This window comes from Paenibacillus sp. FSL M7-1046 (assembly GCF_038007405.1).
Taxonomy (GTDB): domain Bacteria; phylum Bacillota; class Bacilli; order Paenibacillales; family Paenibacillaceae; genus Paenibacillus_AQ.
The window spans coordinates 955,392-969,682 of record NZ_JBBOXB010000001.1 but is presented as its reverse complement, the minus strand read 5'-3'; the positions used below and the strand labels follow the sequence as shown (position 1 = coordinate 969,682).

The following is a 14,291-nucleotide window of genomic DNA, read 5'->3' as shown; positions in this document are numbered from 1 at the left end:
GGAGGTGGTTTTTTTGTCTTTATATGATCGTTGTACTCATAGTTTTATCAAGCTTTCTTGGGATATGGAACAGAACGACCTCGACTTGAAACAGACCGCTGTTATAGGAAATATCCAGCAGGCCGCCCCATTCCTCCACAGTTTTCCGGATGTTTCGCAGTCCGATGCCATGCGACCGTGTATCGGCCTTGGTCGAAGAGATTTCACCATAACGGTTGGTGCTGATTTCATGGGCATACGGATTCTGAATTTTTATGAACAAGCTGTCATTCAGATAATGCATATGGATCAAGACATAACGCTCCTGATTAAAGGTCTCCCGGCAGGCTTCAATTGCATTGTCCAGGGTATTGCCGAGAATGACGCTGATCACCGTAGTGTCCAGCTCAAGCTGCGGCGGAATGTTCAGCTCTAAGCGAAAGGGGGTGTCATAGCTGCCTGCGGTCTGCTCCTTGTAGCTGATCATCGCATCAATGACCGGGTTTCCGGTATCGCAGCTGCCAGCAGGCTGTCCAATTGTGCCCAGCAGCCGGTCCAGTTCATGGACGGAAGTTTCTTCATCTTTGGCAAGCCCGGCGCGCAGGCCAAGCAGGATATTTTTGAAGTCATGCTGAAATTTGAAGGCTTCCTCCTGCTTGTCCCGGGTCATCAGATATTGGTTAACATAGTAGGTGTTCTGCTGTTCCAGCAGCAGACGTTTGCTTCTCTCGGACTGCACACATAGGATATGGTCGCTGAGCACAAAAATCAGGCAGTTGATCGCCAGCAGCAGGGTAGGTACCACGGGGAACAGGTTGGGATACGCCTGGAAGAAGAAGTTGTCCGACAGCGAGACCAAAGTAATAACGCTCAGAACAGGGCAGACCAACAGCAGACTCCAGTACCATCCCGCTAAATTACCGCGTCCTTCCCCTTTGGTGATCCGCAGCAGAAGGTATACGAGTGACAATACCAGCAGTTTGGAAAGAAAGAGGTTTGCTATGTATCCGTTATCCGTATACGCAAACGGCATTACGGCTTCGCCAAGAAAGATGAGAGCCGTAACAAAAAAGGCGGAATACCCCCTCCACAGGTTATCCCCCCGGTAGAGCAGTGATAACAAGAAGATCAAGCCGGTATTTGCGGTGAGCAGAACCATGTCCGGAAGCTGGCTGTGATGCAGCGCGAGATGACTAGCCATATAGAGAGCGTAGATCAGGACAAGATAAGGTTTGCTCTTGATCCGGCAGGTGAAGCTGCGGCTGAAGAAATAATGAAGGATTACAGGAATCAGCGGAAAAGTGATGAGATACAGCAGCTCTTCCCGCAGCATGGTATTCATACGAGCGTCCCCCTAAAGCTGAGGTAGGCTTTCCGCACGGATAAGCTGTGCTTCTCGCTGACCGGCAGCTCCTTGCCGCTGACGAGCGTAACCCTCTTCGCACTGATTTCTTTAATAAAGAAAAAGTTCACAATGTAAGATTGGTGAATCCGCACGAAATGACCGCCGGGCAGCTTGCGCTCCTCATCCTTAAGCATGCCGTAATACTGGATCTCCCTGTCCTTCGTGATAAGGGAAACCCGTCTGATGCTGCTCTCCAAATAGAGGATGTCCCGAAAAGGGATCAGCAGCTCCTTTCCTTTTTGCTGTACCGGCAGGAAGTTGGTTTTGCCCTGCTGGCGGGTGCGTATGGCCTTTTGCAAGGCGGGAATAAGCTTATGTATGAATGCTTCCGGATCAACCGGTTTTTTAATAAAACCCGACGGCCGCACATCGAACAGCTGCAGATGATACTGCTCATGGCTGGAGATATAAATCAATTGTACAAGATCATTTCCGTCATCTTCCCGCAGCACTTGCCCCGCTGTAATTCCATCCATTCCACCCATTTCAATATCCATGAAAATAAGGTCAAAGCGGTCTCCGTCCTGAAGAGCCTGGGCGAAACTTTCCCCGGAGTAATAGAGGGATACCTCCAGCTCTTCCGAACATTGGTGCCGGGCATCTAAAATCAGGTTCTCAATCTGTCCTGCAGCCTGCAGATCGTCGTCACAAACGGCGATATGAATCATGCCTTCACTCCGTTCCGTATTTATCGCTCTATTATACATTTCCAGGGAAAAACGGGCCAGATGTTATGAAGTGCTCCTTAAAAACGACAATAACCTGCCTAAAAATAGCAGACGGTGTGGCCGGACCGCTTACCCATGATAAGGTTGCCCAGTAGACATATCAGCGAGATGAAGGAGTGTTCTGATTGAAACCGCTTGTGTTCGAAACCAGAGAGCTGACTAAAAAGTATGGCTCCGCGTTTGCGCTTCAGCATTTGAATATGACCATTGAAGAGGGGGATATCTACGGATTTGTCGGGGAGAATGGTGCCGGAAAAAGTACGCTGATGAAGGTGATCGGCGGGCTTGTACACCCGACAAGCGGAGAAGTTTCACTGTTTGGGCAGCGGGAAAAGCAGGAGCTTATCCGTGCCAGGCGGCAGGTTGGGTTTCTGATTGAAACGCCGTCTCTTTATCCGCATATGAACGCCGAGGAGAACCTGGGTTTTTATTGCCGGATCTTCGGAATTCAGGATAAAGCAAGAATCGGGGAGGTGCTGCAGACTGTAGCGTTAACGGATGCCGGAAGCAAAAAAACCTCGCAATATTCCCTCGGGATGCGCCAGCGTCTCGGACTTGCCATCGCGCTGCTTAACCATCCGAAGTTCCTTGTGCTGGACGAGCCCATCAACGGGCTGGACCCTGTGGGGATTGTGGACATGCGGAGGATTCTGGAGCTGCTGGCGCATGAGCAGGGGGTAACGATATTGATCTCCAGCCACATTCTGGGTGAGCTTCAGCTGCTGGCGACAAAATACGGGTTCATACATCAGGGGCGGCTGATCAAAGAGGTCTCTGCCGGAGAATTACTGCAATCGGCACAGTCAATGATCACAATTTCAACACCTCATCAGGCTGCTGCTATGTCTCTTCTGAAGGAGAAGCTGCAGCTTGAAGACATCTCCATCAATACTGCCGGGGCCATTGAAATTCCTAAGGCGGCCGCAGATTTGGAGCAGCTGATGACGGTTCTCCTGCAGCAGGGAATTCCGGTTGAAGGGTTCAACCTGTCCGCGCCTAATCTGGAACACTATTATATGGATCTGATTGGAGGCAAAGGTCAATGAGGAATTTTTTGCAGGCTGAAATTTATTATTTGCGAAAAGATCTGGCGTTCAAAAGCATCAATGCTGTTTTTGTGCTGGGATCGATTCTGCTGGTTGTGATCATCGGGAACCATGGCGGGTATGAATTAAGCAGTCCTATGCAGCCCTTAAAGCTCGCCGGTTCATTCTCCCTGTTCCTATATCTGGTTATCCCGATGCATGCCTGCTTTTTCTCTACAGAAGGTTTTGAATACGGTTCGGTGCAGAATATAATCGCTTCGGGGCAGAGCCGGCCGGGGTATTATATGGGTAAATATATGCTGGAGCTGCTGGCGATTTTTTGGTGGCTGCTGCAATTTTTCGGACTCTTCTCCATCTTATACCTGGCTGCGGCGCTCGTTACCGGATCTCCTATCGGGATGGAGAGCTTAAGAGACGACTCCATTCAGGCGGCCAGGACTTTCGGGTTGAATATCTTGTATTTGGCGGCTTATTGCGCCGTAATCATGATGCTGGGGGTGCTGATCCGTAAAGCGGCTTCCGCTGTGGTGGCAACCTTTTTCTTTATTTTCGGTAATTTACTTCTTACAGGTTATCTCAAGGATTCGTCTTCGGCATTCTTGAAATGGGTATCGGATCATTCCCTGATGACGCAAATCATGAAATTTTCCGGGATGTATGTAGCGGACTCGGAGCAGATCCTGCTGTCGGGTGCGGGAGATTACATTCAAGCGGTGCTCATTCCGGTTATTGTTATTCTCGTTTGCTTGCCGGTGGCCCTGATTTCTTTGGAGAAGCAGGATATTCATATATAATGGAATTCCAGCATGGACGGATGATGAAGTGCCTGGACTAAATTCGGAGGGAGTTGTTCTGGATGAATGGAGACAAAGCTGTACAACAACTCGCCACCTTCGCCGGCGGCTGCTTCTGGTGTATGGTCAAGCCGTTCGACGAGCTGCCGGGCATTGTTTCGGTGGTGTCTGGCTATACCGGCGGGCATACAGTCAATCCGACTTATGAGGAAGTGGGAACAGAGACGACAGGGCATATTGAGGCGGTGCAGATTACCTATGAGCCGGAGCTATTCCCGTATGAGCGTCTGCTGGAGATATATTGGCAGCTCATAGATCCTACTGATAAGGGCGGGCAATTTATGGATCGGGGCTATTCCTACCGGACGGCGGTCTTCGTGCACAGCGAAGAGCAACGGGAGAAGGCGGAAGCCTCGAAGGAGGCGCTGAAGGCAAGCAAGCGGTTCAAAGCTCCGATTGTGACGGAGATTCTGCCTGCGGCTCCGTTTTATCCGGCGGAGGCTTTGCATCAGGATTACTATAAGACCCATCCGATGGATTATAAAATGTATCTAAAGGGCTCGGGCCGAGGTGAATTCGCTGAACAGCATTGGAACAACCGCGAAGACCGGGAGCGGCTACGTAAGCAGCTGACCGGGCAGCAATATGAAGTCACGCAGAACAAGGGTACGGAGCCGCCGTACCAGAATGAATATTGGGACCATTTCCGTGAAGGGCTGTATGTTGACGTGCTGAGCAGCGATCCGCTGTTCAGCTCAGCCGATAAATTCGCTTCCGGCACCGGCTGGCCCGCCTTTACCAGACCTATTGAGGAGAGGCTGATCCGCAGGGAAGCGGACTACAGCAGCGGTCAAGTGCGGACGGCGCTGCGGAGCAGGCTGAGCGGAGCCTATCTGGGACATCTGTTCCACGACGGCCCGGAGCCAACAAAGCAGCACTACCGCATCAACTCCGCCGCACTGCGGTTTATTCCCAAGGAGGAGCTGGAGGCAAACGGCCTGGGGCGGTATTTGAGTCTGTTTGAGTAGCGGGTGATTGAGGGACGCAGGAATTGAGTAGGAGTGAGGAAGCGGCGCCGGAGGATTAAAGCATCAGCAGGTGAGTAGGTAATTAGGCAATTAGGTAATTAGGCAATTAGGTAATTAGGTGATAAGTGCGGAGTGAAAGCAGCAATAGTAATGTTAACAGCAGCAGTATAAATTGGAGTGAGTGCAGGAACATTAGCAGTTGAAGTCGGCTAAGTGTACTTCGTACAACTAAATTCAGGGGTTTTGAAGACAAATTACAGATAATTGTACTCCGTACACTTATATTTGCGCGATCTAGCGTAGTTGACTTGAATTGCGAATTTTAAGTGTACGAAATACATCTAACTCATGGAAGGGGCCTGATTTGTGCGTTTTAGCTGCACAGAGTACAACTATCCTTCTGAGCATAGCCACAGCCTTCAAATGCAGGCTTCGAAGGCAGCCTTCAAAAATAGCCCTCAAATACAGTCCTCAGGTCCAGCATGTATCATCCATAGCTGGGGAGTTGTCCTGCAAGCCGCAAAGTGCAGCATGAATATGTAGGTTTCAAACTAATGTACTTTGTGCAATAGAATCGGCTGCTAGCTTGCGGAATTTGGATTCTGCTGTACTTCGTACAGTCAAATTGCTCGAAATTACCTCAAAACCGATGGCGTAAAATAAGTTGTGTACCAAGATTTGGAGCCTAGTCAGGCAACAAAAAAGTAGGGTATTCTCGGGATTGCGAAGTCCACCAAGAAAGGAACCCTACTCGATGACTATTTTACCCGAAAACCAGCTGAATAATCTATTTGAAAATCTTGTCACTCAGTTTGTAAAAGACAACATGGAATCCATCATGCGTGCCGAAATCCAGGCGTTCATGTCCAGTGAGGAAGCAGGTACACGCAATAGCCGCAACGGATACTACACGCGAGATCTGCATACAAAATACGGCAACCTGGAGGGTCTGGAGGTCCCCCGCGACCGCCAGGCCCTCTTCCAAACTCAGCTGTTTGAGCCGTACCAGCGGCGGGACGGTTGGCTCGAGGAGGCGGTGATCCAGATGTACAAATCGGGCATGGGAACCCGGGATGTAGCCCGTTTTATTGAAAGCATGTTCGGGAGCCATTACTCTCCGACAACCGTTAGCAATATTACCGCTACCGTCCTTGACGATATCCACCAGTGGCAGAAACGACCGTTAAGCAAGCGCTACTCCGTGATCTATCTGGATGGGCTGTACGTGAAGCTCAAACGGGGTACTGTCCGTGGGGAGGTGGTCTATTTTGCGATGGGTATCGACGAAGAAGGACAACGTCAAATCCTGGGGTTCTACGTTGGCGGTCAAGAGAGTTCGAATGGCTGGCGGGAGGTCCTTAAAGACCTGTACACCCGCGGAGCGCAGGAAGTGCTGCTGGGTGTATTTGACGGACTTCCAGGGCTCGATGCTGCCTTTAAAGAGACGTACCCGCAGGCGGATGTGCAGCATTGTGTCGTGCACAAAGTGCGAGCCACGTTCCCCAAAATCCGAATCGAGCACAAAACCGATGTCATTGAAGCCCTGAAGACGGTGTATACCGCACCGGATGAGGAAGTGGCCCGGGCTAGCTTTGATACGGTCAAGGCCAAGTGGAACAAGCTGTATCCGAAGGAAATGCAGTCTTGGGAGGAACAGTTGTCCACACTCCTAACGTTCTACAAGTATCCGGAATCCATCCGCAAAGCGATCTACACGTCGAACCCCATTGAGCGAATGAACAAGGAAATCCGCAAGCGCCTCAAACCGATGAACAGTTTGACGAATATGGATGCGGCCGAGAAAATCGTGTATCTAGAAATGCTAGACTACAATGAGCGTCATGCAGAACGGGTCGTCCCTGGCTTTGGTATGGATACCGTCAAAAAGAAGCTAAATGAGCTATTTGAAGCGCGCTACCCTTCCTTGCCCACACCCGGAGAGGAGTAACTGATAAATCCTGTTTCTGGGGGTCGGGGTTCCCCCTTCCCCCAGAAACACCTACACCCCCAACCCGTACCCGGGGAGGTACTTCTACTCTTTACACAAACTTCTTGACGCTACCTCAAAACCTCATCCTGCCTAGAATCTACTGCAGGAAATGCAGCAGAATCATTTTTTGGCTGGAGAATGAGCAATTCTGCTGCATTTTCTGCAATCATACAAGTGGGGAACCTCTGCTTTTTACTTGCATAATCCAGTGCTGCCTAGCATTACGGGCCCCCCGGTGTTTGATTACGTTATTTCTCATTGCAGCGAAAGTCGGATATCAATACGCAGAAGCTATAACCAAATGCAGAAGCTATAGCTACACCAAACAGCCAGGCTCCGGGAAGCCTGGCTGTTTGGTGTTAATTTGTACGTATACTTGGATCTGCTTAATGAACTATTCGTTTTCTCTTGCAATCTGATTAAAAATTTCATGAAGAGCTTTTATGGCTTCGAGCCAATCTGCCGCAGTTGCTTCGGTGTTGTTTATAACGGCTTTGGCAGCAGTTACAGCTTCCGCAAGGCGGGGATGAGTTGAGCCATCCAGCAGCATTTTTTCGGCTAGTTCAACTGAATCAGGCAGCGCGGTGAATACACTAGGGACCGTAATAATAATTTCTTTGGTAACCGCGGAAAAGTCGCGTTTTAATTCCAGTTTGATGCTATAGTCGACAGGATCTGCGGTGCCGTTGTAATTCATGTACCATACCATGTAGTCTCTTAGGATGTATACATCATCAGTCACTGTGGATGGGCCATCATAATTCAATACAGTTACACGGAGATCCCTTGGCAGCGGCTGCTGTGGATCAGGCAGATAAACGACATCTCCCACAGTCATTGTGCCAGGCAGTACTTGATCCTTAAATGAAGCGGCGACCGTTGCTTCCAGTTCAGCATATTGTGCTTCCGAGTAGACAGATATAGGTACAGCATGGCTCTCCGAATGGTTCGGTTTCTTTAAGGAAATATAGACAGTGGTGCTGTCTGCACCGAAATCAAGACCTGTCAGCTTAACGCTGGTTGAGCCTTCGGCCACTGTTGCAGTTTGCAACAACTGGCTGTGGTCAATCTCGTCTGCGTAGACGGAAACCACATCTCCGGGTGCAAGGCTTCTCACATTTACAACGTCATTGGCACCGGCATGATTTTCTACACTCAGGAAGTTTGTATTAACAGTAGGACTCTCAGTATCCTGACCATTGTCTTGATCAAGATCAGACTTTGGAGCCGTGTCTGTCAGCATGTTCTTGTCCACAAAGGTCAATTCGCTGCCGGATATGTTCATATCAAAAACGTACCAGTATAGCATCTTGGTGTCTGTAACAGGAATGTGGTACGTCTTAACAGGCGTAGCATTGTGGCCGTTGTAAATTTCTACTTTGGCACCGGAAGCGGTTAAAGTGTTCGCTTGGGCTGTGCCGTTTCCGCTGAAGTTGTGAACGAAGAAGGTGTACTTTCCATCCACACGTTTACGAATGGTGGTCGTCTCCGGGCCGTAAGAATCTACATCATCATGGTCCAGATCGGCATAAGTTTGATTATTATAACTATATACTCTATCGCCGTACCAGGTATGGAATGATCTATTATTGGGTGCAGCACCAATCAGATGTGAATCTTCATCCAGCGGAAGCAAGTCCCAAGTGAGTACAATTCGAATTTCGTCGTTGGCAGGGATTTTAATTGCTGTGGCATTCTGGTTAATATTCTTATGAGTACTTAGCGAAGCACCAACAACGTGAGTAGTAATAAATCCGGATTTCGATAATTCACCGGTGTAAACTCCAGGGGCCAGATTGGCAAAATATTTACCTGCCGCATCCGTAACCACAGTTGCTGCGATTTCGCCTGTAGTTGCTCCGAGGCCTCTACGGAAATGGATTGTCATATCTGCTACAGGCTGATCGTCTACATCCGTAATTACGCCTTCGAAGCCATACACTGTCTCTGTTACAGTGCCTGGATTGCTGCCGTTTGAACCGCCGTTTGAACCGCCGGATGAGTCACCAGATGAACCACCGGATGAGCCGCCTCCGGAAACAACCGGAGTGCCGATGACAGCTGTAGCATTATTGCCGTAGTTTACATGCTCAGGAGTCTGGGCAAGAGTTGAACCGTTGGCATTGATTGAGGCAGTGCCAATGGAGCCTGTTCCGGTTACTCTGGCAATGGCATTTAGAATTAGAGCATTGATGCGTGCTCCGCCTGTAATGTCAATTCCCGTATTTCCGGCGCCGGGAGCCACTTGAAGCTGGCCGATCGAACCGGAACTCAGGTTTACTTGAATGGAGGTTGCCATAACATCCACCGTCTCGAAGGATCCGGCTAAGGATACCTGTGCATTTGCCGGAATTGCTGCGGAGAGATCGACATTACCGAAGCCGCTGCCTGTACCGCTGCCTTCTTCCAGTAGCGCGCCGGATTGCAGCGTGATCTGTTCAACCGAGCTGGCACCTTCAGTAACGATTCGGATACTTCCGTCTTTTTTATTGACAATGACGGTTACCAGGACTGAATCCACTACGTGGATACTGTTTTTACCGCCTCCGGCAATGGTAGTGGTGCCTTTAACAGTGACATTCTTTAGCGTCACATCACCTTTGCCAACGCCTTCACCAATCACCAGATCACCTGTGATAAGCGTGTTGTTCAGTACAACTCCGGGCGCTTCGATATATACCGAACCCTTTACTGTAGTAAGACCTGTCTCCGGGCCATAGTTCCCGGCTTTGTCATAAACGACCTTTTCAGAGGATTTGGCCGCTGCAAACTTCAATGCACGGTCAAGCACACTGACTGCTTCTGCTCTGGTGGCTGTGTCGAGCGGTCTGAATTTTTGATCATTTCCACTCATAAGGCCGGCTTGAGCAATGGCATTAATCTGGAGCTTGCTCCACTGGTGGCCTACAGCTGTATCCGAAAATGCAGCAGGTGAATCGGTGGCGCTCAGCTTAAGAATAGAGCTCACAATGGCTGCCATTTCTTCACGGGTAAGCGGCTGGTTAGGTCTAAACGTCTGATCAGTGTATCCTTTTATGTATCCTGCGGCAGTTGCTTTTGCAATATCCGCGTAGAACCAATTAGATGCTTTAACATCTTTATAAGCAATTTCCGCTGTGTTTGTATAACCGAAAGATTTGTTAATCAAAGCTGCAAATTCCGCGCGGGTAATCTTGTGGTCAGGCTGAAGGGTTCCATCCTGATAGCCTGAAAGTAACCCTTGCTGCTGCCATTCTTTTAAGACGTTCTCTGACCAGTGGCCGGATATGTCCTTTGCTGCAACGGAAGTCCCGGAAGCACCGGATGCGGCAAAAGCTTGACCAAAGGACATTAGATTTAAACAAATACATAATAGTACAATAAGAGTATTTCTGCGTACCTTGTTCTTCCTTCTCAATACGACACCAGCTTTCGTTTAATAGTACTTTTGTAAAGGTGAATGTTAGGAGACTAACCCTCCTTTGAAAAAAAATAGGTCTACCTAAGTGATATTAGCTTTTTATTGTAGATAAAAGTAGTTTTTTGTAAAAAAATAGGCGTATTGAACGATAAAATTGCGCAAAAGCGAAGGGAAAAATAGGTTTTTATATTTAAAATATTAAAAATATATTATGCTAATTCAAAGGAATGGCCTACAATCTGGAATTAATCTTCCAGTTCAGGCCGAGGAGGGATACACCCTATGTACATAAGAGTTCTTAATTCTGCTGATGCGGAAATATACCGCGAGATTCGGCTGCAGTCGTTGTTGAACCATCCTGAGGCTTTCCTCAGCTCCTATGAAGCGGAGTTGGGAATGCCGATAGAGACAACCCGGACCAGGCTTCATGCGGTGGACGGTAAATTCACGCTTGGCGGCTTTAATGGGCGGGAGGAACTGGTTGGTGTAGTCACATTTGTCCGTGAGAGCAGGGACAAGATCAGCCATAAAGGCAATGTATACGCCATGTATGTGAGTCCCTCGGCACGGAAGCAGAAGCTGGGGCATTTGCTGATGACGGAGCTGATTGTGAGGGCCAGGCAGTCTCCGGGACTTGAAATCCTTAATTTGGCAGTGTTCTCAGATAACCTTCCAGCCATCCGGCTGTACCAATCGCTGGGGTTCACCTGCTACGGGACGGAACGGAATGCGGTGAAGCTCAACGGCAGTTATCTGGACGAGGACCTGATGACCTTGCCGCTGATCCCATCACCCTAGAGAAAAATCAACAAGCAGACATAATGAAAGCTGCCGCTAGCATAAGCTTGTCTAAGAGGTCCTGTCCATAAAAGGGGTTGAAGACTTGGCGACTGCGCTGCTTGGCAGCTTTTTGTCGGCGATGGCGACTGTTCTCGGAGTGGTTCCCATCCTGTTTGTGAAAAAACTTTCCGAGCTGTGGAAGGATGTGCTGGTCGCCTTCACCGCCGGAATTATGGTTTCAGCGTCTACCTTTGGCCTAATGCCGCAGGCGATAAGGGAGTCGGGGATCATCGCTCTGACGCTGGGACTGATTACCGGTGTGCTGCTGCTCGATCTGATCGAGAACAACATCCCGCATATCGACGTGGAGAACAAACCCGGATTCACCAACATGGATTCCAAGGCGCTGCTTGTTTTGATCGCATTGTTCATCCACAACATTCCCGAGGGTCTCAGCACAGGTTTCAGCTATGCCAGCGAGCAGGCCAGCCTGGGTCCTATGGTGGCGATTGCCATTGGTGCGCAAAATATGCCGGAGGGGCTGATTCTGGCCATCTTCCTGATGAATTCGCAGGCAACCCGGCGAAAAGCATTGTTTATGGCCGGTTTAACCGGACTTATGGAGATGGTGTCGGCAGTCATCGGGTATTGCACGGCCAGCTATTTGCATAATAATGCCGTAGGTTACGGACTGGCTTTTGCTGCCGGAGCTATGCTCTTCATCGTCTATAAGGAGCTGATTCCGGAGAGTCATGGTCATGGCTATGAGCGGCCCTCCACCTATTCGTTTATCTTCGGACTGCTCGCCATGCTGTACATTACACAGTTTTTTGGCTGACGTAGAGGATATTATAGATGTTGGCTTAATTCAGCAGAGTTTGATGAAGAAGAGGCTATCCCGGCTGCGGCAACAGTCAAGGGATAGCCTCTTCTCTTCTTCGTGTATTGAATTAAAGGTGTACTGTGTAGCGGTTTGGTTTGCTTGCGCTACGGACGGCCTCAAGCTCCTGAGGAGAGAGCGGGGAGGCCGTGGCGGCTGCAATATTCAGCTTCAGCTGCATCAGACTGCTCGCGCCGGGGATGATCGCAGCCACAGCTGGATGCCCCAGCGGATAGTGAAGCGCTGTTTGCGTCAGGGTACGGGAACCAGTGGATTGCTGCATCAAATGCTCCTGCAGCCCAGGCAGTTCCCCGGTTTCATAATCAAGGTACGCCTTGCCTGTCCGGCTGCGCCCTTGCTCGGTCAATATACCTCCGGCCAGCGGCCCCCGGGCGATCAGGCTGATTCCATGCTCCGCCAGTAAAGGCAGGAGCTCTTCCTCGGGCCGTCTGTCCAGGATGCTGTATTGGCTCATCACACTAATAATAGCGGAGCGCTGCACGTATTCCCGGATCACATTGGGGCGGATCGAGGAGATCCCGTAATAACGGATGAGGCCTTCCTGCTTCAATTCTTCAAAAGCCTCTATCGTCTCGTCGATGGGGTCCTGGATCGTTCCTCCATGCAGCTGATAGAGATCGATATAATCTGTCTGCAGCCGGCGAAGGCTCTCTTTTACTGCTGATTTAATATAGGCTTTGGAAGGGTCCCAGCTCCAGCCTTCTTTGCCGGGGATTCTGCGGTTGCCGACCTTCGTAGCCAGGATGACGTCCGCACGCCGATGGCGCACCGCGTTGCCAATGATTTCTTCATTTCGTCCCTCATCATATAGATCCGCAGTATCCAGGAAATTAATGCCCTGCTCCAGCGCTTCGTGAATGATCGCCGCAGCATGAGTCTCATCGGTCCCCAGGGACATGCAGCCAAGGCCCATGGCACTTACATATAAATCGGATTGGCCCAAACGGTTTTTGTTCATTCTGCAACCCTTTCTGTGCTGTTTTTGTGTCCATTATACCATTCCTATGCCAAAAGACGGCCATCGCGCGCCGTCTAGCCTGCTGGCTGTATGGACGCGATTGCCGTCTTTAGGATTAAGCTCCGGGTTATCCCTGCAAAATCTTTTCGATTTGTTCCAGCTCTTCCGCGCTTAGCTCAGGGGCATTCAAGGATGCCACGGCATCTTCGATCTGGCTTACCTTGCTTGCGCCAATCAGTGCCGAGGTGACTTTGCCGCCGCGAAGCACCCACGACAAGGCAAGCTGCGACATCTTCTGGCCGCGTGCGGCAGCCAGTTCATTCAGCTTGCGTACCTTGCCGATGACCTCTTCGGTAATTTCCTTCTCCGAGAGGAATACGCTGGGTCCGGCTGCGCGGGAATCCGCAGTAATTCCGTTCAGATAACGGTCGGTCAGGATGCCTTTTTGCAGCGGCGAGAAGGCGATGGTGCCGATGCCTTCTTCGGCAAGCACATCCTGCAGGCCGTCTTCAATCCAGCGGGACATCATGGAGTAGTTGGGCTGGTGGATCAGGCAAGGTGTGCCCAGACGGCGGAGGATTTGAGCGGCCTCGCGCGCCTGCTCGGCACTGTAGTTGGAAATGCCGACATACAGCGCTTTGCCTTGGCGCACCAAGAGATCCAGCGCACTCATGGTTTCCTCCAGCGGCGTGTTCGGGTCCGGACGGTGATGATAGTAAATATCCACATAATCAAGGCCCATCCGCTTCAGACTCTGATCAAGACTTGCAACGAGATTTTTCTTCGAGCCCCATTCGCCATAAGGGCCGGGCCACATGTAATATCCGGCTTTGCTGGAGATGATTAGCTCATCGCGGTAAGCGGTGAAGTCCTTCTTAAGAATTTGGCCGAAACTCTCCTCGGCAGAGCCTGCGGGCGGACCATAGTTGTTGGCGAGGTCAAAATGGGTAATTCCCAGATCGAAGGCCCGCCGGACCATTGCGCGGCCGTTCTCAAAGACGTCATTGCCGCCAAAGTTATGCCACAGCCCGAGCGAAATGGCAGGCAGGAGCAGGCCACTTCGGCCGGTGCGGTTATATTTCATCTGGTCGTAGCGTTCAGGATTCGCGTTGTACAATTTGTTTTCCTCCTAAAAGTTTTATGGAGCATTACTTTCATACATCCTTCGTAATAAAACTCGCTTCGGAAGCATCACTAAGTTTTGTAAGCATCAGCTTCTTTGCCTCACTTCGTACAAAACTGGCTTCGGAAGCGTTTACTACATTTCCGGATACGTTCCTAT

The 14,291-nt window shown here is 50.1% G+C and carries 11 protein-coding genes; 6 read left to right on the top strand and 5 right to left on the bottom strand.

All coding sequences use genetic code 11. The features are described 5' to 3' along the window. Nucleotides 1–19: 19 nt before the first annotated feature. Both NYE29_RS04070 and NYE29_RS04065 read right to left on the bottom strand, forming a co-directional pair. Nucleotides 20–1,321, bottom strand: coding sequence for an ATP-binding protein (locus NYE29_RS04070; RefSeq protein WP_340894519.1), 1,302 nt, complete (start codon nucleotides 1,319–1,321; stop codon nucleotides 20–22). Beyond that, entirely contained in the window at nucleotides 1,318–2,091 is a 774-nt protein-coding gene (locus tag NYE29_RS04065; protein WP_340894517.1) for a LytR/AlgR family response regulator transcription factor, read from the bottom strand. The genes NYE29_RS04070 and NYE29_RS04065 overlap by 4 nt, the downstream gene beginning before the upstream one ends. A 146-nt stretch (nucleotides 2,092–2,237) precedes the next feature. Here NYE29_RS04065 and NYE29_RS04060 point away from each other — a divergent pair, with 146 nt between their 5' ends. The 4 genes from NYE29_RS04060 to NYE29_RS04045 all read left to right on the top strand — a co-directional run bounded on the left by NYE29_RS04060 (nucleotide 2,238) and on the right by NYE29_RS04045 (nucleotide 6,928). Next, nucleotides 2,238–3,158, top strand: coding sequence for an ATP-binding cassette domain-containing protein (locus NYE29_RS04060; protein ID WP_076113509.1), 921 nt, complete (start codon nucleotides 2,238–2,240; stop codon nucleotides 3,156–3,158). Beyond that, a complete protein-coding gene (locus tag NYE29_RS04055) occupies nucleotides 3,155–3,952 on the top strand; it encodes a hypothetical protein (protein ID WP_340894511.1) in 798 nt (265 codons plus the stop codon). The genes NYE29_RS04060 and NYE29_RS04055 overlap by 4 nt, the downstream gene beginning before the upstream one ends. A 62-nt stretch (nucleotides 3,953–4,014) precedes the next feature. Further along, on the top strand, nucleotides 4,015–4,980 hold the full coding sequence (msrA, locus tag NYE29_RS04050; protein ID WP_340894510.1) for a peptide-methionine (S)-S-oxide reductase MsrA: 966 nt from the start codon (nucleotides 4,015–4,017) through the stop codon (nucleotides 4,978–4,980). Between the two features lie 754 nt (nucleotides 4,981–5,734). Next, nucleotides 5,735–6,928 carry an IS256 family transposase gene (locus NYE29_RS04045; protein ID WP_340894509.1) on the top strand — a complete coding sequence of 398 codons (1,194 nt, stop codon included), beginning with the start codon at nucleotides 5,735–5,737 and terminating at the stop codon, nucleotides 6,926–6,928. A gap of 436 nt (nucleotides 6,929–7,364) precedes the next feature. Here the strand turns inward: NYE29_RS04045 and NYE29_RS04040 are convergent, their stop codons facing one another. After that, the gene (locus NYE29_RS04040; protein WP_340894508.1) at nucleotides 7,365–10,301 is read right to left on the bottom strand and encodes an S-layer homology domain-containing protein; all 2,937 of its coding nucleotides are present in this window, start codon (nucleotides 10,299–10,301) and stop codon (nucleotides 7,365–7,367) included. Nucleotides 10,302–10,652: 351 nt separating this feature from the next. Here NYE29_RS04040 and NYE29_RS04035 point away from each other — a divergent pair, with 351 nt between their 5' ends. Both NYE29_RS04035 and NYE29_RS04030 read left to right on the top strand, forming a co-directional pair. Next, complete coding sequence (locus tag NYE29_RS04035) at nucleotides 10,653–11,168, top strand: GNAT family N-acetyltransferase (protein ID WP_340894506.1); 516 nt, start codon at nucleotides 10,653–10,655, stop codon at nucleotides 11,166–11,168. 85 nt (nucleotides 11,169–11,253) lie between these two features. After that, complete coding sequence (locus tag NYE29_RS04030) at nucleotides 11,254–11,988, top strand: ZIP family metal transporter (RefSeq protein WP_083675959.1); 735 nt, start codon at nucleotides 11,254–11,256, stop codon at nucleotides 11,986–11,988. 112 nt (nucleotides 11,989–12,100) lie between these two features. Here NYE29_RS04030 and NYE29_RS04025 read toward each other — a convergent pair whose 3' ends face one another. Both NYE29_RS04025 and mgrA read right to left on the bottom strand, forming a co-directional pair. Continuing rightward, on the bottom strand, nucleotides 12,101–13,009 hold the full coding sequence (locus NYE29_RS04025; RefSeq protein ID WP_340894502.1) for an aldo/keto reductase: 909 nt from the start codon (nucleotides 13,007–13,009) through the stop codon (nucleotides 12,101–12,103). A 127-nt stretch (nucleotides 13,010–13,136) separates the two neighbouring features. After that, nucleotides 13,137–14,126: an L-glyceraldehyde 3-phosphate reductase gene (gene mgrA / locus NYE29_RS04020; RefSeq protein WP_340894499.1), complete on the bottom strand. Its 990-nt coding sequence runs from the start codon at nucleotides 14,124–14,126 to the stop codon at nucleotides 13,137–13,139. Between the last annotated feature and the right edge of the window lie 165 nt (nucleotides 14,127–14,291).